Origin of the sequence: Mesorhizobium sp. BR-1-1-10, assembly GCF_020165595.1 — a bacterium.
GTDB classification, from domain to species: Bacteria; Pseudomonadota; Alphaproteobacteria; order Rhizobiales; family Rhizobiaceae; genus Mesorhizobium; species Mesorhizobium australicum.
Map to the genome: position 1 here is coordinate 70,162 of NZ_JAIUIL010000011.1, position 26,243 is coordinate 96,404.

Consider the following 26,243-nt stretch of genomic DNA (forward strand, 5'->3'; position numbering starts at 1 on the left):
TGTTGAAATATGAATGAACGTCAAGCCCTGTTGGCCTTCGCGGCGCTGTCGCAGGAAACACGGCTGCGCGTGCTGCGCCATCTGGTGATCGCCGGCCCCGACGGCATCGCCGCCGGGGCGATAGCCGAGAAGGTCGAGGTTTCGGCGTCCAACGTCAGCTTCCACCTTAAGGAGCTTGAACGCGCGGGGCTGGTGAGCGTGCGCCGCGATTCCCGCTCCATGGTCTACAGCGCCGAGTATGACATGCTGAGCGGTCTTATCCGCTTCCTGATGGAGGATTGTTGCTCCGGCCGGCCGGAAATCTGCGCGCCGGCGGTGTTGCCGGGCTGCTGTGCGGCCGACACGCGGGAGCCTGCCCGATGAGTGGCGGCCACACTGTGCCTGGCGCATCCTCCATCAGGGACACGGCCGGTTTTGATTTGCCGCGCCGGCTCACGGCGGAAGCTCTCGGCACCGGCTTGCTGGTGGCCACGGTGGTCGGTTCCGGTATCATGGCGCAGTCGCTGACGCCCGATCGCGCACTGACGCTGCTTGGCAACACTTTGCCGACGGGCGCGATCCTCGTGGTGCTCATCACGATACTGGGGCCGGTCTCGGGCGCTCATTTCAATCCGGCCGTTTCAATGGTCCTGGCGCTGTCGCGCCGGCTGCCGGCGAGCGACTGCGCCTGGTATGTGCTCGCCCAACTCTCGGGCGGCGTCGCCGGCACGGTCGGCGCGCACCTGATGTTCGGGCTTTCGCCGCTCGCCTTGTCGACGCATGACCGAACGGGACCCGCGCTCTGGCTTTCGGAAGGGATCGCGACCTTCGGGTTGCTGGCGGTCATTCTCGCCGGCCTGCGTTTCGAGCGCTCGGCCATCCCCTGGCTAGTCGGCCTCTATATCACCGCCGCTTACTGGTTCACCGCATCGACATCGTTCGCCAACCCAGCGGTCGCGGCCGCGCGGTCACTGACGGACAGTTTTTCCGGAATCAGTCCGGCAAGCCTGCCGGGCTTCATCGCCGCCGAACTGGCCGGCGCGGGCATTGCCCTGGCGCTGACGACATGGCTGCTGCAGCCGCACGTTCAACCGTTCCCCATCGAGGCCAGCCCATGACGATCACCATCTACCACAATCCGGACTGCGGAACCTCGCGCAACACGCTTGCCATGATCAGGGCGAGCGGCGAGGAGCCGACCATCGTCGAATATCTGAAACATCCGCCGCCACGTGCGCGGCTGGAGCAATTGATAGCGACGCTGGAAATTCCCGTGCGCGCCTTGCTGCGTGAAAAGGGCACCCCCTACGCCGAACTGGGCCTGGCCGATCCAAAATGGTCGGACAGCCAACTGCTCGATGCCATGCTCGAGCATCCGATACTGATTAACCGGCCGATCGTCGAAACGCCGAGAGGGACACGGCTGTGCCGTCCGTCCGAGCTTGTGCTGGATCTGCTCGACCGCCCGGTGAGCCGGTTCACCAAGGAAGACGGGGAGGTGGTGAGCCATGACCGCGGTAGGCAATGATGGAAGCCTTGCAAAAGCCGAGACCGCGGAGCGTGCCCCGATAGCGGCTGTCGCCGCGCTCGGGATCACCCAGATTATCGGCTACGGTACGCTTTATTACAGTTTCAGCATCCTTGCCGGCGACATGGCGAAGGATATGGGCTGGCCAACCGAATGGATATTCGGCGCGCTATCGGCCGCGCTGCTGGCCGGCGGGCTAACCGCCCCCTTGCTCGGCGGCTGGATCGACCGTTTTGGCGCGGGACGGATCATGACCGCGGGCTCGGCCGTTGCTGCCGCTGCGCTTGCCGCCTGTGCCTATGCGCCCAACGGTCCAGCCTTCGTCGGCGCGCTGATTGCGCTGGAGGCAGCATCGAACCTTGTCCAATACGGCGCGGCCTTCGCGCTGCTGGTCCAGATCCGGCCGCGTGCCGCGCAGCGCAGCATAACCTATCTCACCCTCATCGCCGGTTTCGCATCGACAGTCTTCTGGCCGATCACATCGGCCATGCATGCGCATTTGCCTTGGCGAGACGTCTACCTCGTCTTTGCCGGGCTGAACCTGCTGGTCTGCCTGCCGCTGCACGCCTGGCTCTCGCAGGGGCTGGCCAGGAGCAGGCGCGCGGCGATCGAGCCGCCACGGCACGTCGCGGGATCGCTGCCGGCCCCGGCGCGGCCGCTCGGCTTTGCCTTGATGGTTGTCGCTTTCTCGCTCCAGAACCTGGTCAGCGCCGCCGTGCTGGTCCATATGGTGCCGCTGCTGTCCGGGCTCGGTCTGGGTGCCGCCGCCGCCATCGTTGGAACGCTGTTCGGGCCGTCGCAGGTGCTCAGCCGTTTCATCAATATGGTCTTCGGGATCAACCTGCCGCTGCTGCGGCTCGCCATCATCTCAGCCGTGCTGATGACGGCGGGCGTGGCCATCCTGCTTGGCACCGCGCCTTCGATCGCCGGCGCGATGGCGTTCGCCGTCGTCTTCGGAATGGGCAACGGGCTGTTCAGCATCGTCACCGGGGCACTGCCACTGATGCTGTTCGGCAGCGAAGGCTATGGCCGGCTGCAGGGACGCGCCATGTCCGCCCGCCTGATCGTCTCGGCGGTCGCGCCGTTCGCCCTGGCATTGGCGATGGCCCATATCGGCATTTCCTGGTCGCTGGGCCTGATGGCACTTGTTGGCTGTCTGGCTCTGCTGGTGCTGGCGGCGATCGCGAAAGTGTCGAGCGCCACCTGAAACCGGGCAGGGATGCCCAGAGGCGGTTTGGCGCCACTCCGCCGGCTCAATTTCCCCTCTCGGAACCGTCGTGGATCGGCTTGTGATGCGTCAAATCGTCGGCCGCAGCAGCGGATGTCTGGCGTCTCAAAACTGGCCCGCCGAACAGTGGCTACGCGCCTTTGTCACGACGGCAGGTTCATCTGTTTTCGGAGGCTTTTGTCGAAGGCATGCGCGGGAACAAACCGTCGCAGCAGGTATAGGCGATGCGCCTGCTTGCTGGTGGGATAGCGCAGCTTCGGCGATGTCGCGGTGGCCGCGGTGACGACCGCCTGGCCGACTACCTCGGGAGCATCGCCGGTTTCGATCGCCCTGTTCCAGACCGCGGTTGCCGTTGCCCGCGCCTGGTCATAGACACTCATCATCCTGTCCGGCTTCGTCGCATTGTGATCGAGAGCCGTACGGGTGAAGGCCGGTTCGACCAGCAGGACGCGAATACCGAAGGGGCGGACCTCATGGTCCAGCGACTCGGAGTAGCCCTCGACGGCATGTTTCGTGGATGTGTAGAGCGCGCTGAACGGGCTGGGGACAAAGCCGACAACCGAGCTGATGTTGACGATCCGGCCGCCGCCCTGACGTCGCATGATCGGCAGCACCTCGTTTGTGACGCGGATGAGACCGAAGACGTTGACGTCGAAAAGGGTCTTTGCCTGTTCAACGGACGATTCTTCCGCACCCGCGATCAGTGCATTGCCAGCATTGTTGACCAGCAGGTCGATGCGCCCGGCCTGGCTTATCACTTGCGACACCATGCTTGCGACGGAGTCCGCGTCGGTCACGTCGCAGCTCAGCATCGTGATCCCGGGCGGTGACCCGGTCGCGGCTTTCCGGCTCGTGCCGAAGACGCGGTAGCCGGCCGACTGAAGGGCTTTGGCTGTCGCAAGCCCGATGCCGCCCGCTGCTCCGGTGACGACGGCGACGCCGCGATTTTTGTTGTTCATTTCAATATCCTTCGAGATGCATGATCATGACGGTTTGTGCCGACGGACTTGTCAGCCGTGTACGCTCAGATGAAGCACTCCCAGCGGCGCGATGACCGGCCGTCACCATCATTTTTCGGTGGAACGGCCTCGCGAGATCAGATACTATCAAATCAGTAGTAAGTCACTATCAAAATGGTATCGTCGTGAAGAATCTTTCCAACCAGCCCTGTTTGATCGCCCGCAGCCTCGGCACGATGGGTGACACGTGGAGCATGCTGATCATGCGCGATGCCCATGCGGGGCTCAGCCGTTTCGACGAATTTCGCAAGAACCTCGGCATCGCTCCGACGATGCTGACTAGCCGGTTGGCGACCTTGACGCAGGAAGGGCTGCTGGAGAAACGGCGATATTCGGAGCGGCCGCCACGGGATGAATATGTGCTGACCGAGGCCGGTCGGGATTTGCTTCCGGTGCTGTTCTCGCTCGCCGCCTGGGGCAGCAAGCACCGGGGCGGTGGCAATTTCACTCGGTTCTTCGACGCCGAGACAGGAACCGAAATCGACCCAGTCAGCATCGATCGCGGGACCGGAACGCCGATCGGGAGCCGTCCCATACGGATCGTGACGCCCAAGCTGCCGGACGGCCCGTCGGACTGACTGGATGCGCCGGAGCGAAAGGCGATAGCTGGCCGGCAAGAGAGGGAATTCAGGTGGGCGTTCCTCGGATCAGCCGCTCTTCTTCGCACCAATCCAGTCGGCCGCCACTTCGGCGAACAGCCAGTCGCGGAACGCCCTGATCTTTTTCTGGCGCAGCGCGCCTTCGGGATAGACGACGTAGTAGCTGGCCGCCGATTTCAGCGCGAGATCGAAGGGCCGGACCAGCCGGCCTGCCGCGAGGTCGGCCGAGACCAGCGCGCTGCGGCCGAGCAGCACGCCTTCGCCATGCACGGCGGCCTCGACGGCGAAGGTGGCGGAATCGAAGCGCACGCCGCGTGTGGGGTCGATGCCTTCGACACCGGCCTGCTCAAGCCATGTCGCCCAGTCGATGCGAAAGGCGTCGTGGATCAGTTTGTGGTGCCTGAGGTCCGCTGGCAGATGCAGCGGATGCTCGCCTTGCAGCAGTTCCGGGCTGCAGACGGGGAAAACCTCCTCGTCGGCGAGGAATTCCGCCGTCACCCCGCTATAGCCGCCGCGGCCGTAGCGGATGGATATGTCGATGCCGTCGCTGACGAAATCGGCCAGCACGCCCGAAGTCGCCAGCCGCACGTCGATGTCGGGATTGGCGCGATGGAAACGATGCAGCCTCGGCACCAGCCAGCGGCCGGCGAAACCGTCGGACGTGCTGACATTGAGGATGCGCGTCGAGCGGTCGGGTGTGGCGGCGATGGTGGCGGCGGCGATCTGGTCGAGCGCCTTGCCGACCTCCGCCGCATAGGCCGCGCCGACGCCCGTAAGGCGCACGGAGCGTGTGCCGCGATCGAAGAGCTGGATGCCCAGCCTGTCCTCGATGTTGCGGATGGCGCGGCTGACCGCGCCATGGGTGAGGTTGAGCTCCTCCGCGGCCTTGGAGAAACTCAAATGCCTGGCTGCCGCGTCGAAGGCGGGCAAAGCGGTGAGGGGCGGCAGTCTGCGCGGCATTGGATCGACCTGTGAGTGTTACTCACAAATCCTGCACAAAGAGTCGTTTGTCGTCCAGCCCTTAATGGCCCAATATTCAGGCGTACCAAGCATCCACACCGGCTTTCCGGTTCATCGATGCGCTGAATTGACCAGACAAGTGTGAGCAATCGTCATGCTCGCCCCACTCGGGCGACATCGGCAGGCTTGCGCCCAGTGAAACACAGGAGACGGACTATGACCTTGACCCTTCGACCCATCGGCGCCGCGATGAGCGGCCTTGCCATGCGAAGCGCGGCAGCGTTCGAGCGCCGCCGCACATTGCGCCAGATCTCCCGGCTTTCCGATCGCCGTTTGCATGACATCGGCCTCGAACGCGACTGGGACGGTTCCATCCTTGCTAACGGAATTCTGGCCAATGGGAGGACGATATGACCAGCACCCTGATCATCGGCGCGACCGGACTGCTCGGCAGCGAGATGGCCAAGGCCAGCGCGCGCAATGGCGACAGCCTGCATGTTCTGGTCCGGCAGGCAACGTCGGCCAATGAAGCGCGGATGCGCCCGCTGAAGGATCTCGGCGCCACCGTGCATGTCGGCGATCTCGACGACTATGACAGCCTCGTGCGCGCCGTCGGCAAGGTCGACCGCGTCATCAGCTCGGTGCATGTGGGGTCGGCCAGCGAGATGACGCTGGTGCGCGCCATCAGGGATGCCGGTATCTCCCGCTATGTCCCGTCCGCCGGCTTCGGCCTCGACTTTGCCGCCGCCGCACCCGGCTCGATCGAACCGCTCGACATCAAGCGGGCCGTCTTCGACGCGGTCCGTGAGGCCGACCTGCCCTATACGGTGATCTACACCAACGGCTTCTTCTCGACCTGGGTGGCGACGCTGGGCGACCTGACGCGCTTCGGCTCGACGCCGCTGCCACCCGACGAGGTGACGCTCTATGGCGAGGGCAACGTGCCGGCGACCTTCGTCAGCGAGAAGGATATCGCTGCGGTCACCATACGCGCGCTTGAGGATCCCAATGCTGTTCGCAGCGAGATACGGATCGCACAGAACAAGATCACCCAAAGTGAAATGATCGAGCTGTGGCGGCAAGTGAGCGGCCGTTCGCCCCGCGTCAAGCAGATGAGCGCCGAGGAGCTGGAGGCGCTGATCGCGGCGGTTCCCGGCCTTGGATTGCTGCGCGCATTCTGGATCCGCGGCGAGACCGCGCTCGAGACGGCCACCCCGGAAGCCGGGACGCTTTATCCGGAGTTGAGGTTCGAGACGATTGAAAGCGCTTTTGTGGCGATGGCTGGCGCGGATGGACATAGGTTGTGAAGGCGGCGGACATGGTTGGCGTTGCGACAGCGGTTGACCGCGCTGTTCATCCGGCCGATAGGTCCGCGCAAACAGCCGAGACGCCCGATGCCCAATCTCAAAGATGCGACCCGCGCCGCCGACAGCGCCTGGCAGGAGGATGTCCGCGCCGGCGTGCGCCATGTGCGCGACCTCGCTTCCCTGCCGCTCTCGCCGGCCGAGCGCGAAGCCGCGCAAGCCGCCGCGGCGCTTCACAAGGTGCGGGCGCCAAAGGCCTATCTCGACTTGATCGACTGGAACGATCCCGCCGATCCGATCCGGGCGCAGGTGATCCCGTCGCCTGGGGAATTGGACGAGGCGGAGGGTGAGCTTGGCGACCCGATCGCCGATCACGAATTCAGCCCGGTGCCGCGGCTGACGCATCGCCATGCGGATAGGGTGCTGTTGTTCCCGACCTACCAATGCGCGGTCTATTGCCGGTTCTGCTTCCGCAAGGAATCGCTGACGTCGATCGGCCGTGGTTATACGCGCGAGGCGCTGGAGCCGGCGCTGGCCTATATATCGGACCATCCCGAAATCCGCGAAGTGATCCTGACCGGCGGCGATCCGCTGTCGCTGCCCGACAAGGCTCTGGCCGAGATCCGGGCGCGCATCGAGGACATCGCCCATGTGCGGTTGCTGCGCCTCCACACGCGCGTGCCGGTGGCACTGCCGTCGCGCATCACGCCAGGGCTGGTCGCGGCGCTGCAGGGCCGGCTGATGGTGACGGTGGTCACCCACTTCAACCACGCGCGCGAGATCACCGACGCCACCGAAGTGGCCTGCCGCGCCTTGCGGCAGGCCGGCTTCGTGATGCTCAACCAGAGCGTTCTGCTGAAGGGCGTCAACGATACGGTCGAAGCGCTGGAAGAGCTCTGCCGCGAGCTGATGTACCGGTTGGGGATAAAACCCTACTACCTTCACCATGGCGATCTCGCACGCGGCATGGCCCACAGGCGCACCACGATCGCCCAGGGCCAGGCGCTGGTGGAAGCGCTGCGCGCGCGCCTGTCGGGCATCTGCAACCCTGTCTATGTCCTCGACCTACCCGACGGGGGAGGGAAAGTGCCGCTCGGACCTTGCCATGTCGAAGGGCAGGACGGCGAGCGCTGGCGCATTCGCGGGCTGGATGGGCAGGTGAGGAACTACCGCGAGATAGTTGGCGAATAGGTGTTATTCCGACAAAACGCCAAGACGACCACGCGCGGGGCGATGCCGTATGCGAAGCTGACCTTGCGGCCCGTCCTCGTTGTCGCGTGGCCCGTTTCGAGGTCCACGGCGATATCCTCATAGCCCAGCACCTCGCGATCCAGCGGATAGGCGGCCTTGTAGACCGCTTCCTTGGCGGCGAAAAGGATGCGGCCGGCGAGCTGCCGGTCGGCGGCGCCGATCCGGTCCTGGGGAATTGCCACGAGCGAGAAAATCTCATCGGGCAGGGGCAGCGCCGGCTCGACGTCGATGCCGAGCGAGATAATGCCGGCAACAGCCGCGACCGCCGCTACGGCCATGTCGTCGTCATGCGCGAGCGAGCCCGTTATCCCGTCCGGCCATGCGGGTGCACCGGACGGCGTGCGCAAGAGGGCGAAACCGTCGAAGCCGGCATCCGCGAGCAGCCGGTGCGCGAGCAATCGCGCCGCGCCGCTGGCCCGCCGCATGGACGGCTGGCGAGCGGGGATGGAGCTTGCTTCCGCCGGCAACAGATGGGTCTCGTCACCTTCGCGGATGATCCGGCAACCGGTGCGGACCCCGGCCGGAGCCATGGCGGCCATGGCGCGCGCCAGGGCGATTTCCTCGGACGGATCGGCGGGCGGCGTCATCGGTCGCCGGTTGGCAGAATGAGATCGGCGATCATTTCGCCGTCCTCGTCGAGCCCCTGTTCGACGAAACCGGCACTGCGATAAAGCTGCCGCGCCGCCTCGTTCTCCGGTTCGTAGCAGATCGACACGTGGCTGATGTGGCCGAGCCCGCCGATTTCCTCCAGCACTTCACGCAACGCGGCCTTGCCGTAGCCCCGGCCTTGCCAGGCGCGGTCGATCATGAAGCGGTAGATGCGCGCCTCGTCATCGTCCCGCGGCGCCTCGTACATCAGGAACCCGACGATCTGGTCGCCTGCCATGACGGCGCGTGGCCGCGCGTCCCGATCGGATCTGGCCTCACGCAGGGAGGCTGCGTTGCTGGCGACGAAATCGATCTGCTCCGGCGCCAGCTGCAATGCGGTGACCAAAGCGCGATTGGCTGGGGTCACCGGGCCGATCCGGATGTCCACGGTGCTTCCGGATCGCTCTGCCATGTGGCCTCCGACGATATCGGGATCGAGCGTCAGGACGACGCCCTGGAGCCGTCTTCCATGACCGGCTCGACGAACCGGTGCAGCTTGGCCGGATTGCCGCGCCAGATCGAGTTGGGCTCCAACTCCTCGCCCTTCATCACGAAGGAATCGGCATCGACCATCGATCCCTTGCCCATCACCACGCCGTAATGGACAAAGGCGGAAGGTCCGAGCGTGCAGCCATCGCCGATACGGATGAAGTCGGACTTGAACGCACCTTCTTCCAGCGAGTGGGCCTGGATGACGCAGCCTTCATTGAGCGTGACGTCATCGCCGATCACCACGAGGGAACGCTCGGTCAGGTTGGCGCCGCCGTCATAGACGCGCTTGCCCACATTGACCCCAAGCATGCGCAGGATCATCGGCCGGAACGGCGTGCCGGCGAACAGGCGCACAACAGGCGAATCCGCGAGCTTCCAGTGGCGCTCGTGGCGCCAGAATGTGACGTCGTAGATCGTCGTTATCTGCGGCTTCAGCTTGCGAAAACCGAGGCTTGCCCGCTCGACGAAGATGTAGAACGGAATGGTGATCGCCGAGGTCAAAAGCACCGCCACGAAGAGGGCGATCTCAGCCCATTCGGTGTAGTAGTTCAGTGCCCGGTCCCAGATCGCAAGCGTGGCGAACAGCATGACCCATTGCGTTGCCATGAACAGGAGGATCGTCACCAGATTGTGACGGTTCTTGAGCGGGATGCGCTGGCGTCGGTCTTGCTCGTCGATGCCGGCGATGAGTTCCTTGTCGCGGTTCACCATGCGCGGGATTTCAAAGGGCGGCGAGCCCAGAAGGCCGACATTCTCGCGCAGTGGCCCGTCGATGGGGACCATCACCTTGGTGCCGAGCAGGACGTTGTCGCCCGTGCGTCCATCCGGCGGATAGTAGATGTTGTTGCCGAGATAGTTGCGCTCGCCGATCCGGGTCGGCTCGAGCCGGAACGCGGAAGCGGACTTGTGCATGTTGATCATGAAAAGCCCGTCCGACACCATGGTCTGGGTGCCGATCTCGCACAGGAGCGGGTTTTCGTGCTGCTGGTTGGAGCCGAAATTGGAGCCCGTCTGCACCACCTTGTTGAGGTTCCAGCCGATGGCGCTCATGTAATGGACGATGGCCGAGCTATCACCGAACAGCAGCCCGAGCACGCGGGAGTTGCTCGAGAACTCGGCAACCGTCTGCAGCCAGTAGCGGAAGCCATAAAGCGTGTAGGTACGGCCGGGTTTCAGGATCAGGCTGAACAGGCGCGGCACCACCGTGGCGGCGAAAAAGGCCGCGGCGATGTAGCCGAACAGTGTGACCGTGGTGCCGATCGCCACAATGCCGATGGTCTCCTGATAGTCGTCGCCGACATTCTCCCAATAGCTGTGGAACAAAAGCGGCAGCGGGGTGACGATGGCAAACAGGCCTATCAGCTGCACGGCCTCGTAGAGGAAGCGCCGGATGCGGGGAGGATTGACGTTGCGCACCTTGCAATAGTCCGCCGTGGTCGGCACCGCGGGCGATCCATGCCAGTGTTCGCCGTCGGGGATGCTTTGCCCGTGCTGCAGCGAGGAAGAATGACCGAGCTGGCCGCCGTCGCCGATCGCGGTGTCGATGTCGAGCGTGCAGCCGACGCCGACGAAGGCGTCGCGGCCGATGGTCAGCGGCCCGGTGTGGATATAGCCGGCCTGGGCGCGATAGCCGAGGATCAGCGATTCCTTGCGCAGGATCGTTCGGTCGCCGATCGAAATCAGGTCCGTGCACACCGGCACCGCCCGGGATTCGATGACCACGTTCTTGCCGATCCTGGTTCCCAGAAGCTGCAGGTAGAGGCTGTAGAGCGGGCTTCCGCGGAACAGCACGACGGGTGCCGTGCGGATCAAGGTTTTGACCACCCAGAAGCGATAGTAGCGCAGGCCCCAGATCGGGAACGCTTCCGCCTTCCAGCGGCCCACCAGCAGCCATTTGGCGGCAATGGCGAAGCCCGACATGCCGAAGAACACGCCGGCAGAGAGCACCACGCACCTGACGTAAAGCTGCAGCGGGTCGTCGAGCGTGTCATAGACCCAGTTGAGGCCGTCATTGATCGCCCACAGCGCCACGTAGCTGTAGAGCGCGTAAAACAGCAACTGCGCCGCGCCGCAGGTCCAGTAGACGAAATTGGACGCCTGGCGGGTGAGAACGGGCTCGTTGGTGGCCGTCGTCATCTCTTCCGCCACGCTCAGGTGCTTGGCCAGGCGCGCCACCGTCGGATAGAGATAGATGTCGCGCATCGACGTCGTCGCCCATTCCTTGCGGGTGCGCACACGCGCGCAAAAATGCGCCATCAGCAACGAGTTGGCGCCGAGATCGTCGAAGAAATTGTCCTCGACGGACACATCGTCGAACTTCAGCACGGCGCATAGCGCGTCGGCCAGGAAACGCTCGTCGTCATTGCCGGGCGGCACCATGGCGCGATCGGCCGAGAGCCGGACGCTGGTTGGTTTGGGCAACTGGCGAAGGTCGACCTTGTTGGAGACCGTCATCGGGATCGCCGGCAGTTCCTCCAGATAGGAGGGCACCATGTAGTCGGGCAGCCGCCGCTTCATCGTCTGGGCAATGTCGGCGCGCGAGAGAGCCGGCTGGCCGGCCTTGGGCGCGTAATAGGCAACGAGTTCGACGCGGCCGGGCTCGATCTCCCAGGTGGTGACGGCGGCCTGCGCGATCTCGGGCTGGTCGAGCAGCACGGCCTCGATCTCGCCGAGTTCAATGCGATAGCCGCGGATCTTCACCTGGGTATCGATGCGCCCGGCATACTCGATCTCGCCGGCGTCACTGATCCGGCCAAGGTCGCCGGTGCGGTAGATGCGCTTCGACGGGTTGTTCGGCAGGCCGAGGAAATCGGCGATGAATTTCTGTTCGGTCAGGTCCGGCCGGTTGAGATAGCCGACCGCCAGCCCGATGCCGGCAATGCCGATCTCGCCCAGTTCGCCGGGTTCGGCGAGCCGCGGCAGCGAAGGGTCGAGAATGACGATCGAGTAGGTGGGCAGCGGCGCGCCGATCGTCACCGGCCGGTCCGGCGTCAATGCACCCATGGTTGCCGTGACGGTCGCCTCGGTCGGGCCATAGGTGTTGAGGATCTGCCGGCCGGGCTTCGACCAGCGCACCACCAGATTGTGCGGGCAGGCCTCGCCGCCGACCAGCAGCGTGCGCAGGCTGGGCACGTCCGATGTCATGGACGACAGAAGCGTCGGGCTGCAGGCCATGCAGGTGATGTCGTGATGGCGCAGGAAATCGGCGAGCTCTTCGCCCACGAGAGGCATCTGGCCTGGTGCCGGCACGACCGTCGCGCCGGCGACGAACGGCACCCAGATCTCCTCGGAGGAAAAGTCGAAGGCGATGGTCATGCCCTGGTAGACGCGATCGCCCGGCCGGTAGCCGTAGGATGCGGCGGCGACGCGGATGAAGTTGACGAAGCTCTGGTGGCGGATGGCGACGCCCTTCGGCCTGCCGGTGGTGCCGGACGTATAGAGGATGTAACAGATGTCTTCGACCGCCGTGGGGGCCGGCGCCTTATGCGGCTTCAGCGGCGCGTCGGATTGGGCTGATATTTCGGCGGCGGCGCTGTCGATCAACAGGTGCGGAACCGGCAGCTGGTCGGCCCGCGAAGCGTAGGTGGCGATGGTGACGACCAGGCTGACGCTGGCGTCTTCGATGATGAGCGCCATGCGCTCTTGCGGAAAGGCGGTGGCCAGCGGCACGAAGGCGGCACCCGCCTTCACCACGGCGAGCAGGGCCACATAGGTTTCCGCGGACCGGTCGAGGATGAGCCCGACACGGTGACCCGGCCGCACGCCGCGCTTGACCAGCAGGCGAGCAAATTGGTTGGCGCGCTTGTCCAGCTCCCGATAGGTCCAGGTGCGGCCCTCGGAGATCACCGCCGGCAGCGTGGCGAATGTTCCGGCGAGTTGCTCGAAGACTTTGTCGAGCCGCTCGTCCGGTTGGCCTGTCCGGGCAAAATCGGCGCCCGCCAGGACCTGGCCGTGCGCTCCGGAGGCAATTCCCGCAAGTGCATCGACGCTGTCGGAGCTGGTCTCGGGCCCTGCGCCCAATCGTGCCGCTTCCCTGTCCAGTTCGGCGATATCGATACCGTGGTCCATTTCTAAACTTTCTCGTCCTGGCAAGCCGTTACAGGCACATCTCGGTCACGCCGCCGCGCCGGCGGGCATTGCCGGCTGTGCCGTCGCTGCAATTTGATCGTTGTTCATGGAGGGGGAATGACTGAAGCTTCCAGAACGGAAGATTCCGGAATTCAGACCGGCGATCGCCGGCCGCACCCTCTTTGGCCGGGCGGTTATCACGGAATCGACCGCCCCGTCTTCACAGTTTCGGGAGCATGGGCGTAGGGCGCAAGCGCGCGCATTGCCTGGGCGCTGCCGGCGGCGAGCGACATGCCAGGTAGGGCACCCATCGATCCGTTCGAACCTCGTTGCATTGCCGTACCCAATTCCGTGCCCCTGTGTCCGTGCGCCTGCATCGTGCACTTGTGCGGCGGCCAGATTTCCGGCCGTTGAGGGATGCTTATGCCATCCGATCTTTTCGCCAGTTTTTCCGAACTGTTGAATCTTGTTTCTGAATTGTGTCTGGGCAGCGTTCCGTAGGGCCGCTTCCTGCAGTTTCAGCCCTTCCAGAAAAAATCTCATAGCGTCCAGGAATAAAGCGCGGCCGTTGCGGGTCTTCTCTGCAAGCGGGGCAATCTTGCGGTCCGCGACCCATAGAAAACGAAACAAGGATTTACCGAAATGACCAAGCTCGCTCTCAGCGTGGCTGCGATGTTGCTTGCCTCGACTTCTGCCTTTGCCGGCAGCGACCATTTCGGCGCCAATGCCCCCAACCAGCCTGGCGCCGCCGTCGACACCAATGCCACCGCCTCGATCCCCTACGCGGCACGTCCTCATGGCGTCGATACCAAGGTGACGACCGGGCCGAGCCGGCCGGCGACCAAATCCGATGCGGACGAACCCGGCCAGGGCATCTGGGGCAACTGAGTTCACGGGTCGGCACCGGATCCCGGCGGCGCCGATCCGACCCGCGATCAGCGACGGAGGGCCAGGGCTTGGCGCTCCGTCATTCCATTCGACCTTTCGCCTTAGCCACCACTCAACAGAGGAGATCACCATGTTCAGCATGTCACGCCGCACAGTGCTTCAATCCGCCGCCGCCGCTGCCGCCCTCGGCCTTGCCGGCAAGCTGGAATTCACCCGTCCCGCTTTCGCGCAGACGCTGGAGCCCACCGTCGGCTTCTACAAATACACGGTCGGCGATATCGAGGTGACCGCCGTCTATGACGGCATCTGGAAGAAGCCGCACGACCCGGCCTTCATCAAGGATGTTTCGGTCGACGATACCAAGGCAGCGCTCGCCAAGGCGGGGCTGACGACCGACTTCATGCCCATTCCGCTCACCGTAGCGGTGCTCAAGATGGGCGGCAGGCTGATCATGATGGATGCCGGCTCGGGCGTCGGCCAGTGGCAGGCCAACGCCACGCACCTGCCGGCCAACATGGCCGCCGCCGGCATCGACTACAAGGCGATCGACACTATCATGATCTCGCATTTCCACCCCGACCATGTCTGGGGCCTCATGGAGAAGGGCACCAACACGCCGGTGTTCCCAAACGCCGAGCTGATCGTCAACGCCACCGAATACAAGTGGTGGACCGACCCGAGCAGGCTGGCGAAGCTGCCCGAGGGCCGCAAGCCGGCGGGCAAGCGCATCGCCGAAAACTTCCCGAAATGGAAGAACTGGAAGCTGGTCGAGGACGGCGCCGAGGTCGCGCCCGGCATCCAGATCATCGCCGCCCCCGGCCACACGCCCGGCCATTCGGTGTACCTCGCCAATTCCGGCAAGGAACAACTGATGATCTCGGCCGACACAATGTATGTGCCGGCGCTTCTCGCACCGCATCCGGAATGGCAGGGCGCCTATGACCAGGATGGGCCGACGGCGATCGCCACGCGCCACAAGATCATCGACCGGGTGATCGCGGACAACATCCGCATTTCCGGTTCGCACTTCCCGTTCCCGGGCACCGGCGTCTTCGTCAAGGACGGCAATGCCTACGGCTTCACGCCTGTCGAAATCTGAGCACCAGCTCCCAACCCAAGCGAGACAGACAATGAAACAATCTTTTTTGGGCAAGCACGCCCTGTTCGGCCTGCTCGGCGCCATTGCCGTGCTGACCGTGGTTCCCGTCGCAACCATCATCCCAGCCTATGCGGTCGACGACATCGAGGGCGCCGACGCGCCCGACCTCACCGCCGTCAAGGCCAAGATCGACGCCAAGGATTACAAGGGCGCGCTGGCGGACCTGCGCGACCTCGCGCAGGACAACCAGCAGGCCGACGTCTACAATTTGCTCGGCTTCACGCTGCGCAAGACCGGCGACTTCACCACCGCGCTGACCTACTACAACAAGGCGCTGGAGCTGAAACCCGACCACAAGGCCGCCCGCGAATATCTGGGCGAGCTCTACGTCGAAACCGGCGACATGGCCAAGGCCGATGAGCAACTGGCCTCGCTGCAGAAACTGTGCCCGACCGGCTGCGAGGAGCTTTCCGACCTGCGGAAAGCCATCGATACCAAGGTGACGAAGTAAGTTCCCCTCACCCGGATTGCCAAGATCGAATTGCGAAAAGCAATTCGGGGCAATCCGACCTCTCCCCGAGGGGAGAGGAGGCGCCGCCTTTCTCTTCTCCCCGCTGGGGAGAGGTGGCCGCGAAGCGGCCGGATGAGGGGCTTGGCGCTGACCCACCAAAGTTCGGGCGCTCGTGGCTGGCGCCCATTGCCGGAGCCGGCGCCTCTCCCTCGAGCCGGCTCCGGCCCTTTCAAGCATCACATTCGGCAGGCGCCGTCCCCGCGCGGCCTTGCACGGTGTCAAAATATCGGAGGCTGACCATGATCCTGAACGAACGCGCCGCGAAGCTGCACGCCCTCGCCACCAAACTCTATGTCAGGGATCTGACCCTGCTTGTCGGGCGCCTGCTCATGTCCTTCATCTTCCTGCATGAGGGGGTGACACTGGCCACCCATTTCGACGGCGCCGCCAAGGCGATGGCCGCGCAAGGCGTCGGTCTGCCGCTGTTTGTCGCCACCATCGCGTTGCAACTGGGGGCAGGGCTCTCGGTGGCAACGGGCGTGCTGACGCGGCTGGGGGCGATTGGCCTCGGCCTCTTCTGCCTGGCAACGGCCACACTGTTCCACACCAACTTCGCCAGCCAGAGCGAGCTGCTGAATTTCGAAAAGGATCTGGCGATCGCCGGCGGCATGTTCGTTCTGGCCGTCGCCGGCGCCGGCCGGATCTCGCTGGATTGGCTGCTGGCCCGTACCCTGCAGCAGCGCCAGCGCGATAGGGAAACGGTGGCGTCGCTGCTGGCGGTCGAGAACCAGTTTTCCCCAGAGGTGAGGCTGCCGGTCTGAGGAGGAGCTGAGCCCGCGCGACCCGTTCAAACGCCTGCGACACGTACTTTGCTGGAACCAGCCTTGATGCTCCGCATTCTATAAGCAGGGGCTGAAGGAGCGTGACGTGAAAGCGATTTTGGCATTGGTCGGCGGCTTTGTCTTGACCCTTGCGGTCTTCGGCAGCGGGCTGGGCTTTGCCGCCTGGCTGCTCGCCGCCAAGCCCGCGCATGAGGCAAGGCCGACTGTCAGCGTGGCGGAACTGTGGACCAGGGACGCGCGGCCGGTGAACAAGGCGGCGCAAAATCTGCAACGCTTGCCGGCCGACCAGCCCGCGCCGCCCGATATCGCCGTCAAGGCGCAGGCACCCGATCCGGCCGCGACCGGATCGATCGCGCCGGCTGCTGGAGCCGACGCGCTGCCGGCGTCCCATGTCAGTTGGTGCGCGAACCGCTACCGCTCCTACAATCCGGACGACAACAGCTACATGTCTTATAGCGGGCAGCAGCGCCCCTGCGTCTCGCCCTATCTCGACGCCGGCGACGACCAGGGCGCGCAGCCATCGGCAGCCGTCAGCTATGTCGAGGGGGGTGTCGCCCCGGCGGTCGCCACGACGGCGCTTTCCGCCGACCATGTCGATTCCTGCTTCAGCCGCTACCGCTCCTACAGGCCCGACGACAACAGCTATCAGCCATATTCCGGGGGACCCAGGCGCCAGTGCGAGTAGCCGCCGGTGCCATGCAGGCCTGGCTGAAGGGTTGCATCTTGTCATCCCGACGATCACGCAAATTTTTTGGATCGTTCGCACCGGCGCGGCGTTCATGCCTCACATGAGTGGAGGAATGACATGAGCGACGACCGCGACGACAAGATCAGGAACCGCGCCTACGAGATCTGGCAACGCGAAGGCGGCGGCCATGGCGACCATGAGCGGCACTGGAGCCGGGCCGAGATGGAGATCGACAGGGAAGCCGCCCTGCCGCTGACGGCGGATGACGCGCTGCCACAAACCGGCGAGATCGCGAGCTCCGACGTTCTGACGGTGGAGGAACTGGCGATCCGCGCGGGCATATCGGGCGAGGAGGCGCAGGAGCTGATCGACCGTCTCGGCACCGACCGCGCCGCGATCGAGCAAGCCGCGCGCAGCCTCAAGCCAAAGCGCGGGCGCTGAACGCGCGAGCCTTTCGAAACAACGCGTTGGTGCAACTCGATGACAAGATGATTCATCGAGCCACCGAGCGCAAAACCATGATCGCCCCGAAGCCGGCGCTCTCTTGGAGCACTATCCCTGGTCATCTCCGACAATGTCGGAACCCTTGGCCGCCTCGGAGGTTCACCCTGTCCCACCGCAAAGGAGATGCACTCATGGACCACGCCAATCACGTAAGGCTCAGCCGCGCCGAACTGACCCCGGATACGCTTGAAGGCGCGACCATCTACGGCCCCAACGACGAGAAGATCGGCTCCGTCGACCATATGCATGGCAGCAGCCAGGTCGTCATCGACGTCGGCGGCTTCCTCGGCATCGGCGCCAAGCCGGTCGCCGTCGCCGCCAACGAACTCGATTTCATGCGCGACGAGGACGGCGACGTTCACGCCGTGACCAGCTGGACCAAGGATCAGCTGAAAGCCATGCCCGAACACCGCGACTGACAATAGGAAGGGCTCGGCGATCGTCGGGCCCTTCGTCCTTTCCTGAGGAGAGACCGATGATCAGGAAGCTGAAAGACGGAAAATATCGGCTTTATTCAAGGAAAAAGGACGAGAAGACGGGCAAGCGGCGGAATCTGGGCACGTTCGACAGCCGCGAAGCGGCGGAGAAGCACGAAAGGGAAGTGCAGTATTTCAAGCGGCATTGAAGGGATCGCTGTTGCATAGCGGTACACAGAGACCGAGGCCGCTGTAGGCCTGTCGGCCTCCTAGGGGGCCAGCAAAGCGGCGGACCTTTCAGCCGCGCTTGCAAGCCATATGGAACCAAATACGCGGCCACGCGTTAATGGCTTCGGCCTGATCCGGCCGGGGGTTCGCGTGGAGGGGTTTTTGGGCGCATCTCGGTTACCAAAAGAACAACTGGACTCTCGACAAATCCTTAGCGCTCTCAAAGCTTTTCGAAACGGCGATTTCTCCGTCCGCATCGAAAACGTCTATGATGGGCTGAGTGGCGAGATTGCAGACACGTTCAATCAAATCGTCGAACTCAATGACCAGGTGACGCGGGAATTCGCGCGGCTCAGCCGGGTGGTCGGCAAGGACGGGCGCATCAGCGAGCGCGGCCATGTCAGGAACGCCAAAGGTAGCTGGGAATCGAGCGTCCGATCGGTCAACGACCTGATCGAGGACATGGTGCAACCGACCGCCGAGGTGGCCCGGGTCATCGGCGCCGTCGCCAAGGGCGATCTGTCCCAGACCATGATGGTGGAGATCGACGGCAGGCCGCTGCGCGGCGAATTCCTGCGGATCGGCAAGATCGTCAACACAATGGTCGAGCAACTCGCCTCGTTCACTTCGGAGGTGACGCGCGTGGCGCGCGAGGTCGGCACCGAGGGCAAGCTAGGCGGTCAGGCCCGGGTCAAGGGGGTGGCGGGCACCTGGAAGGATCTGACCGACAATGTGAACGCGATGGCGACCAACCTGACGAGCCAGGTGCGCAACATCGCGGAGGTGACTACCGCAGTCGCTTCGGGCGATTTGTCGAAGAAGATCACCGTCGACGTGAAGGGCGAGATCCTGGAGCTGAAGTCGACCATCAACACCATGGTCGACCAGCTCAACTCGTTTGCCGGCGAGGTGACGCGCGTCGCGCGCGAAGTCGGCACCGAGGGAAAGCTCGGCGGCCAAGCCCGCGTCGAGGGCGTCGGTGGCACCTGGAAGGACCTGACGGACAGCGTGAACCTGATGGCCGCCAATTTGACCGGCCAGGTCCGCAATATCGCCGATGTGACGACCGCGGTGGCGCTCGGCGACCTGTCGAAGAAGATCACCGTCGACGTGAAGGGAGAGATTTTGGAGCTGAAGTCCACCATCAATACGATGGTCGACCAGCTCAACTCATTTGCCGGCGAGGTGACGCGCGTTGCACGCGAGGTCGGCACGGAGGGAAAGCTCGGCGGGCAGGCGCAGGTGCGGGGTGTCGCCGGAACCTGGAAAGATTTGACCGATAACGTCAATTCAATGGCGGCCAACCTGACCGGCCAGGTGCGCAACATCGCCGAAGTGACCACCGCAGTGGCTCTTGGCGATCTGTCGAAGAAGATCACGGTCGACGTGAAGGGCGAGATCCTGGAGCTCAAGAACACCATCAACACGATGGTGGACCAGCTGAATTCCTTCGCCTCGGAAGTGACGCGCGTCGCGCGCGAAGTCGGCACCGAGGGAAAGCTCGGCGGTCAGGCGGAAGTCCGTGGCGTCGGAGGCACCTGGAAAGACCTGACCGACAACGTCAATCTGATGGCCGCCAATCTCACCGGCCAGGTGCGCAACATCGCCGATGTGACGACGGCCGTCGCGCGGGGTGATCTCTCCAAGAAGATCACGGTCGACGTGAAGGGCGAAATCCTCGAGCTCAAGAACACCGTCAACACGATGGTGGACCAGCTCAACTCATTCGCCTCCGAAGTCACGCGCGTTGCCCGCGAAGTGGGCTCGGAGGGAAAACTCGGCGGCCAGGCCCATGTCGAGGGGGTCGGCGGCACCTGGAAGGACCTGACCGACAACGTCAACGCCATGGCCGGCAACCTGACCGTGCAGTTGCGCGATGTCTCCAAGGTCGCGACCGCGATCGCGACCGGCGATCTCACCCAGAAAATCACCGTCGATGCGCTGGGAGAGATTCTGCAGATCAAGGACGTCATCAACACGATGGTGGACCAGCTGAACTCCTTCGCATCCGAGGTGACGCGCGTTGCCCGCGAAGTGGGATCGGACGGCAAGCTTGGCGGCCAGGCACAGGTCCGCGGTGTCGCCGGCACGTGGAAGGACCTGACGGATAACGTCAACGCCATGGCCGCCAATCTGACGGGCCAGGTCCGCAACATCGCGGAAGTGACGACCGCCGTTGCGCTGGGCGACCTGTCGAAAAAGATCACGGTCGACGTTCGCGGCGAAATTCTCGAGCTCAAGGACACCATCAACACGATGGTGGATCAGCTCAACTCTTTCGCCTCGGAAGTGACGCGTGTCGCGCGCGAAGTCGGCACCGAGGGGAAGCTTGGCGGCCAGGCACAGGTGCGCGGCGTCGCCGGCACCTGGAAGGACCTGACCGACAACGTCAATTCGATGGCCGAGAATCTGACCGGCCAGGTGCGCAACATCGCCGATGTGACGACCGCGGTGGCGCGAGGCGATCTGTCGAAGAAGATCACCGTCGACGTCAAGGGCGAGATCCTGGAGCTGAAGTCCACCATCAACACCATGGTAGACCAGCTCAACTCATTCGCGGGCGAGGTGACGCGTGTGGCGCGCGAAGTCGGCACCGAGGGCAAGCTCGGCGGCCAGGCACAGGTCGAGGGCGTGGCGGGCACCTGGAAGGACCTGACCGACAACGTCAACCTCATGGCGACCAACCTGACCAACCAGGTGCGCGGCATCGCCGATGTCGTCACCGCCGTGGCGCAGGGCAATCTCAAGCGCAAACTCGCCGTCGATGCCAAGGGCGAGATCGCGTCCCTGGCGGACACCATCAACGGCATGATCGAAACGCTGGCGACCTTCGCCGATCAGGTGACCAACGTCGCCCGCGAGGTCGGCATCGAGGGCAAGCTCGGCGGCCAGGCGAGGGTGCCTGGCGCCGCCGGCCTGTGGCGCGACCTGACCGACAACGTCAATCAGCTGGCGGCGAACCTGACCACCCAGGTGCGGGCCATCGCCGAGGTGTCGACCGCGGTCACCAAGGGCGATCTTACGCGTTCCATCAGCGTCCAGGCTTCCGGGGAGGTCGCGGCGCTCAAGGACAACATCAACGAGATGATCCGCAACCTGAAGGATCAGACGCTCAAGAATGCCGAGCAGGATTGGCTGAAGACCAACCTCGCGCGGTTTTCGCGCATGCTGCAGGGCGAGCGCGATCTGGCCACGGTGTCGCGCATGATCATATCGGAGCTGGCGCCGCTGGTGAACGCGCAGTATGGCGTTTTCTACGTGACCAATCGCGACGAGGAAGAATCCTATCTGGAGCTGGCCGCGTCCTACGCCGCCGAGGGCAAAGCCAAGATCCGCCAGCGTGTGGACTTTCGGGAAGGCCTGATCGGTCAAAGCGCGGCCGACAAACGGGCGATCATGCTCGACGAGGTTCCCTCGAGCTTCCTGCGCATCAGCTCGGGCCTCGGTGAAGCGCCGCCGGCCAGCGCCATCGTTCTGCCGGCATTGTTCGAGGAAGAGGTCAAGGCGGTCATCGAACTCGCTTCGTTCAGCCGCTTCAGCGACACGCATCGCCTGTTCCTCGAGCAATTGATGGAGTCAGTCGGCATCGTGCTCAACACGATCGCCGCGACCATGCGCACGGAAGGGCTTCTCAAGCAGTCACAGCTTCTGACGTCCGAACTGCAGTCGCGCCAGACCGAGCTCACCAAGAAACAGGAAGAGCTTCACGCCACCAACGAGGAATTGCAGGAGAAGGCGCAGCTTCTCGAGAACGAGAAAAAGCAGGTCGAGAACAAGAATCTCGAGATCGAAATGGCCAGACGCGCACTCGAGGAGAAAGCGGAACAGCTGGCGCTGACGTCCAAGTACAAGTCCGAATTCCTGGCCAATATGAGCCACGAGCTGAGGACGCCGCTGAACTCGCTGCTGATCCTGTCCAACCTGCTCGCGACCAACCAGCAGGGCAACCTGAACGACAAGCAGATCGAATTCGCTCGCACGATCAACTCGGCGGGCACGGACCTGCTCAGCCTCATCAACGACATACTGGATCTTTCGAAAATCGAATCCGGCACGGTTTCGATCGAGCTCAACGACATGCCGCTCGCACATCTGCGCCAGCATATGGAGCGGACCTTCCGGCAGCTTGCGGCCGACAAGGGGCTTGGGTTTACGATCAAGATCGATCAGATCCTGCCCGAGACGATCCGTACGGACGAAAAACGGCTGCAGCAGATCGTCCTCAACCTTTTGTCCAACGCCTTCAAGTTTACGTCCCAAGGCGACGTGACGCTCAGCATCCATGCCGAGCGGACCGGCCGCGCAAACGGCGCGGCGGCACTGCCGCAAGCGCTGGCCATCGCCGTCACCGACACGGGCATCGGCATTCCGGAGGACAAGCAAAAGCTGATCTTCGAGGCGTTCCAACAAGCCGACGGCACCACCAGCCGCAAATATGGCGGCACTGGCCTCGGCCTCTCGATCAGCCGGGAAATCGCCCGCCTGCTCGGCGGCGAGTTGCGCGTCGAAAGCCAGCCTGGAACGGGATCGACCTTCACGCTTGTCATTCCCTTCGACGGCCCGCGCAGCAGCAGTCTTGCACCGCAGATCGAGCTTTCGCCGGCCGCCGTTTCCGTTGCGGCCAGCAGCACGACAGGAACGCCGGAACTCGCCGACGACCGTGATGCGATCGATCCATCGGACAGGGTGGTGCTGATCGTGGAGGACGACCCCACTTTTGGCGGGCTGCTGCTTGGTCTTGCGCGATCGGCCGGATTGAAAGGCGTGCTCTCCACGGCCGGCTCGGGAACGCTGGCGCTTACGCGCAAGCTCATGCCCGATGCGATCACGTTGGATCTCGGCCTTTCGGACATTGATGGCTGGGTGCTTTTCGACCTTTTACGGCACGATCCGAAGACCAGGAACATACCCATCCACGTTATCTCCGGCGCCGAAGACATCGAGCTCCTCACGCGCCGAGGCGCCGCAAGCGTTTCCAGCAAGCCGGTGTCCGCCGGCGAACTTTCGCGTGTCTTCGACGACATTCAGTCGAGGACACTCAGGACACAACGCAATGTGCTGGTCGCGGATCCGGATCCCGAGCGTCGCCTGGCGCTGGTCGAAGCCATTCGCGACGGCGTCACGTCGGTCACCGCCATCGGCCGCGTCGCGGCTAATGCCGACGGGGGTGGTATTGCCGGATATGACGCCGTCGTGTTCGGTTTTGGCCGTTCGGCCAAGGACAACGCCCAGATGCTCGATGAGATCATGTCCCAGTTCGGCGATTTTGTCCCGCGCCTGCTCTTCTTCACGCCCCATCCGGACGCCTTTCAACAGCAGATCGCCTTGCATCCGCCGCTCAGCGATGTTCCACGTGCCGACAACTTTGCCCAGCTTGGCTTGTTGATGTCCGCCGCCCTTCCAGGCGACAGGCCCGACAAGGAAATCCTGGCTTCCGAGCAACTCGACAACGCCGATCTGGCCGGAGCCAAGGTTCTGATCGTCGACGACGACATTCGCAACATCTATTCGCTGACCAGCGTGCTGGAGACCTACGGTATCGAGGTGCAGCATGCCGAGCGGGGGCGGGACGGCATAGCCATGCTTGAAGAGGCGCCGGACGTCGACGTCGCCCTGATCGACATCATGATGCCCGAGATGGACGGGTACGAGACAATGCGCCGGATACGCTCCCAGCCGGAAATCGCGCACATTCCGCTGATTTCCGTCACGGCCAAGGCGATGAAAGGAGATCGCCAGAAATGTCTGGACGCCGGCGCGTCCGACTACATCGCCAAGCCCGTCGACCTCGACCTGCTCCTCGCCCTGCTGCGGGTTTGGGTCGGTCGCTCGCGCTCGCGAGCGGGGACATCGCGGGCAGACGGCGACGACCGCAATCTGATCGCGCCCCGGCGGATTTAGCAATGGCGGCGATGGAAGCAGAAAGCAGCGAACCGTTCGAAAAGCTGGGGCCGGTTCGCGTTCTCGCTGTCGACGACGACGCGCGAAATCTCGTTGCCATTGAGGAGGCACTTGACGGGGTCGGGCAGGTGATTTGCGCCCAGTCGGGCGACGAGGCGCTGCGCTTTCTGCTCAAGGACGACTTCGCCGTCATTCTGCTGGATGTGCTGATGCCCGGTCTCGACGGCTACGAAACCGCTTCGCTGATCCGGAGGCGCGAACGTTCGAACGCCACGCCGATCATCTTCCTGACCGCCATCAACAAGGAAGAAGCACATATGTTGCGCGGCTATGACGCCGGCGCGGTGGATTATCTGTTCAAGCCATTCGACCCGTCGATGCTGCGGTCCAAGGTCATGGTCTTCGTCGATCTATATGAAAAGACGAGGGAAATCGAACGGAATGCGGCCAGGGAGCAACTGCTGCTTGAGCGAGCGCTGAAGGCGACCTCCGACAAGCTCGACGCCGAGCGGGCGCTGCGGCATTCCGAGGCCCGGCAGGAGACGATCCTCGCCTCGCTGCCGATCTGTTTTCACGCTCGCGCGGCCGCGGCGCCATTCGCCGCAAGCTATGTTTCCAAGGGGGTCGAGCGGTTGACGGGATTTTCTCCGAACCGGTTCATGGCGGATCCAGATTTCGGCATCAGCCGTGTCCATCCGGCTGATCGGGACGCAGTGACAAGATCGCTTTCGGCCGCCCACGAGACCGGCTCTTATGCGTGCGAGTTCCGCTGGCGATGCGCCAATGAGGAATACCGGATATTCCTCGACCAGGGAGTGGTCGCCAGGGATGGCGCCGGGCTCGAACTGCTGGGCACCATGCAGGACATCACCGAGCAGCGCCACCTGGAAAGCCAATTGCTGCAATCGCAGCGGCTCGATGCGATCGGCAAGCTGACCGGCGGACTTGCCCACGATTTCAACAATCTGCTTGCGGCGATCCTCTCCGGGCTGAGCCTGCTCGAAAGGCAAGTGAGCCTCGACGGCAAGGCGGCCCAGGTTCTCGACATGACGCGCCGTTCCGCTTCCCAGGGCAAGGACCTCATCCAGCGCATGCTCGCCTTTTCAAGGCGCCAGGATCTGAAACCGGTTGCCGTGCGGATGTCGAGCCTCGGAGACACGATGACCGGCCTTGTGGCACCGATCCTGGGCGGCCTGGTGCGCTTCGACTGGCATGTCGGTGACGACATATGGCCGGTGCATGCGGATCCTGCGCAGCTTGAGCTTGCCTTGATGAACCTGGTCTTCAATGCCCGCGACGCGATGCCTTCCGGCGGGACAATCTGCGTCAGGGCCCACAATCGCAGCGTCGGCCATTCCGGCCAGGGGCTTGCCGCGGGCGACTATGTCAGGCTTGCGGTCGAGGACACCGGGACAGGTATCGCCGCGGATGTCATCAGCAAGGTGATCGAGCCGTTCTTCACGACAAAGCCGATCGGGAAGGGCACCGGTCTGGGCCTCAGCACTGTCTATGGTTTCGCCAAGCAGTCGGGTGGCACGCTCAGGATTGACAGCGAGCTTGGCCACGGCACCACCATGGAGCTCTGGCTGCCCCGTTCACGCGAGGCGCAAGACGTTACCACCAGGGATGAGCTCGTTTTCGAAGCCAGTGCCGCCAACAATGCCGGCACGGACCTCCCGACGGCGGCCGAGGATCAGTTGCCGACTGTTCTGCTCGTCGACGACAGTCAATCCCTGCGGGAGTTGACGGCGATGTCGCTGCGGCAATCGGGTTTCGACGTGACGGCGTTTTCCGGCGGCGCCCAGGCCCTGGCCGCCATCGAAAAGGAACCGGACCGTTTCGACGTCATCGTAACCGACTTCGCCATGCCGCTCATTTCGGGCATCGACGTCATCCGCTTCGCCCGCAGCCTGCGCGCGGATTGGCCGGCACTCATCGTCACGGGCTACGCCGATGCCGAGAAGATCTCGGACCGCCCTCACGACGTGGCGTTGATCAGCAAGCCCTTCGAAGATGCCCATTTGGTAGCAGCCATTCGATCAGCTTCGCGCCGCCGCTGACGCCCTTGCTTCGGAGGAGCCGCACCTGCC

General features: G+C 64.0%; 23 protein-coding genes. 18 read left to right on the top strand and 5 right to left on the bottom strand.

The genetic code is table 11. From position 1 onward, the window contains the following. Positions 1–9 precede the first annotated feature (9 nt). The 4 genes from LB555_RS22875 to arsK are packed head-to-tail and all read left to right on the top strand — an operon-like array spanning position 10 to position 2,714. The gene (locus tag LB555_RS22875) at positions 10–363 is read left to right on the top strand and encodes an ArsR/SmtB family transcription factor (protein WP_140716386.1); all 354 of its coding nucleotides are present in this window, start codon (positions 10–12) and stop codon (positions 361–363) included. Then, positions 360–1,097, top strand: coding sequence for an aquaporin (locus LB555_RS22880; protein WP_224683831.1), 738 nt, complete (start codon positions 360–362; stop codon positions 1,095–1,097). Before LB555_RS22875 ends, LB555_RS22880 begins: the two co-directional genes overlap by 4 nt. Continuing rightward, on the top strand, positions 1,094–1,507 hold the full coding sequence (gene arsC / locus LB555_RS22885; protein WP_224683832.1) for an arsenate reductase (glutaredoxin): 414 nt from the start codon (positions 1,094–1,096) through the stop codon (positions 1,505–1,507). Before LB555_RS22880 ends, arsC begins: the two co-directional genes overlap by 4 nt. Further along, the gene (arsK, locus tag LB555_RS22890; RefSeq protein ID WP_224683833.1) at positions 1,488–2,714 is read left to right on the top strand and encodes an arsenite efflux MFS transporter ArsK; all 1,227 of its coding nucleotides are present in this window, start codon (positions 1,488–1,490) and stop codon (positions 2,712–2,714) included. Before arsC ends, arsK begins: the two co-directional genes overlap by 20 nt. A gap of 164 nt (positions 2,715–2,878) precedes the next feature. Here arsK and LB555_RS22895 read toward each other — a convergent pair whose 3' ends face one another. After that, entirely contained in the window at positions 2,879–3,694 is an 816-nt protein-coding gene (locus LB555_RS22895) for an oxidoreductase (RefSeq protein WP_140663414.1), read from the bottom strand. Between the two features lie 185 nt (positions 3,695–3,879). Here LB555_RS22895 and LB555_RS22900 point away from each other — a divergent pair, with 185 nt between their 5' ends. Beyond that, positions 3,880–4,332 (top strand): winged helix-turn-helix transcriptional regulator, encoded by a 453-nt coding sequence (locus tag LB555_RS22900; protein ID WP_140788494.1) that lies wholly within the window; start codon positions 3,880–3,882, stop codon positions 4,330–4,332. Positions 4,333–4,401: 69 nt separating this feature from the next. On the opposite strand, the gene LB555_RS22905 is transcribed toward LB555_RS22900, so the two are convergent. Next, positions 4,402–5,313, bottom strand: a complete 912-nt coding sequence (locus LB555_RS22905; RefSeq protein WP_015316903.1) for a transcriptional regulator GcvA — start codon at positions 5,311–5,313, stop codon at positions 4,402–4,404. 216 nt (positions 5,314–5,529) lie between these two features. On the opposite strand from LB555_RS22905, the gene LB555_RS22910 reads away from it, so the two are divergent. The 3 genes from LB555_RS22910 to LB555_RS22920 all read left to right on the top strand — a co-directional run bounded on the left by LB555_RS22910 (position 5,530) and on the right by LB555_RS22920 (position 7,808). Beyond that, on the top strand, positions 5,530–5,727 hold the full coding sequence (locus LB555_RS22910; RefSeq protein WP_140725186.1) for a DUF1127 domain-containing protein: 198 nt from the start codon (positions 5,530–5,532) through the stop codon (positions 5,725–5,727). After that, the gene (locus tag LB555_RS22915; protein WP_224683834.1) at positions 5,724–6,620 is read left to right on the top strand and encodes an NmrA family NAD(P)-binding protein; all 897 of its coding nucleotides are present in this window, start codon (positions 5,724–5,726) and stop codon (positions 6,618–6,620) included. Before LB555_RS22910 ends, LB555_RS22915 begins: the two co-directional genes overlap by 4 nt. 87 nt (positions 6,621–6,707) lie before the next feature. Further along, complete coding sequence (locus LB555_RS22920) at positions 6,708–7,808, top strand: KamA family radical SAM protein (RefSeq protein ID WP_224683835.1); 1,101 nt, start codon at positions 6,708–6,710, stop codon at positions 7,806–7,808. Here LB555_RS22920 and LB555_RS22925 read toward each other — a convergent pair. The 3 genes from LB555_RS22925 to LB555_RS22935 are packed head-to-tail and all read right to left on the bottom strand — an operon-like array spanning position 7,784 to position 13,076. Further along, on the bottom strand, positions 7,784–8,455 hold the full coding sequence (locus tag LB555_RS22925; protein ID WP_224683836.1) for a 4'-phosphopantetheinyl transferase: 672 nt from the start codon (positions 8,453–8,455) through the stop codon (positions 7,784–7,786). The two genes, LB555_RS22920 and LB555_RS22925, sit on opposite strands and share 25 nt — an antisense overlap. Further along, entirely contained in the window at positions 8,452–8,928 is a 477-nt protein-coding gene (locus LB555_RS22930; RefSeq protein WP_224683837.1) for a GNAT family N-acetyltransferase, read from the bottom strand. The genes LB555_RS22925 and LB555_RS22930 overlap by 4 nt, the downstream gene beginning before the upstream one ends. A gap of 29 nt (positions 8,929–8,957) precedes the next feature. Next, positions 8,958–13,076 (bottom strand): Pls/PosA family non-ribosomal peptide synthetase, encoded by a 4,119-nt coding sequence (locus tag LB555_RS22935; protein WP_224683838.1) that lies wholly within the window; start codon positions 13,074–13,076, stop codon positions 8,958–8,960. 642 nt (positions 13,077–13,718) lie between these two features. On the opposite strand from LB555_RS22935, the gene LB555_RS22940 reads away from it, so the two are divergent. From LB555_RS22940 to LB555_RS22985, 10 genes are all read left to right on the top strand, one after another. Next, entirely contained in the window at positions 13,719–13,964 is a 246-nt protein-coding gene (locus LB555_RS22940) for a DUF680 domain-containing protein (protein ID WP_140788507.1), read from the top strand. Between the two features lie 130 nt (positions 13,965–14,094). Next, positions 14,095–15,063, top strand: a complete 969-nt coding sequence (locus LB555_RS22945) for an MBL fold metallo-hydrolase (RefSeq protein WP_224683839.1) — start codon at positions 14,095–14,097, stop codon at positions 15,061–15,063. 31 nt (positions 15,064–15,094) lie between these two features. Further along, a complete protein-coding gene (locus LB555_RS22950) occupies positions 15,095–15,574 on the top strand; it encodes a tetratricopeptide repeat protein (protein WP_015316912.1) in 480 nt (159 codons plus the stop codon). A 299-nt stretch (positions 15,575–15,873) separates the two neighbouring features. Next, the gene (locus LB555_RS22955; RefSeq protein WP_224683840.1) at positions 15,874–16,395 is read left to right on the top strand and encodes a DoxX family protein; all 522 of its coding nucleotides are present in this window, start codon (positions 15,874–15,876) and stop codon (positions 16,393–16,395) included. A 106-nt stretch (positions 16,396–16,501) separates the two neighbouring features. Further along, complete coding sequence (locus LB555_RS22960) at positions 16,502–17,101, top strand: BA14K family protein (RefSeq protein ID WP_224527103.1); 600 nt, start codon at positions 16,502–16,504, stop codon at positions 17,099–17,101. Positions 17,102–17,221: 120 nt separating this feature from the next. Then, a complete protein-coding gene (locus LB555_RS22965) occupies positions 17,222–17,545 on the top strand; it encodes a DUF2934 domain-containing protein (protein ID WP_015316915.1) in 324 nt (107 codons plus the stop codon). A gap of 194 nt (positions 17,546–17,739) precedes the next feature. After that, positions 17,740–18,027, top strand: a complete 288-nt coding sequence (locus tag LB555_RS22970; RefSeq protein WP_015316916.1) for a hypothetical protein — start codon at positions 17,740–17,742, stop codon at positions 18,025–18,027. 56 nt (positions 18,028–18,083) lie between these two features. Beyond that, the gene (locus tag LB555_RS22975; protein WP_127204769.1) at positions 18,084–18,233 is read left to right on the top strand and encodes a hypothetical protein; all 150 of its coding nucleotides are present in this window, start codon (positions 18,084–18,086) and stop codon (positions 18,231–18,233) included. Between the two features lie 169 nt (positions 18,234–18,402). Further along, on the top strand, positions 18,403–24,153 hold the full coding sequence (locus LB555_RS22980) for a HAMP domain-containing protein (protein ID WP_411970789.1): 5,751 nt from the start codon (positions 18,403–18,405) through the stop codon (positions 24,151–24,153). Between the two features lie 2 nt (positions 24,154–24,155). Then, positions 24,156–26,213, top strand: a complete 2,058-nt coding sequence (locus LB555_RS22985) for a response regulator (RefSeq protein WP_224683842.1) — start codon at positions 24,156–24,158, stop codon at positions 26,211–26,213. Positions 26,214–26,243 lie beyond the last annotated feature (30 nt).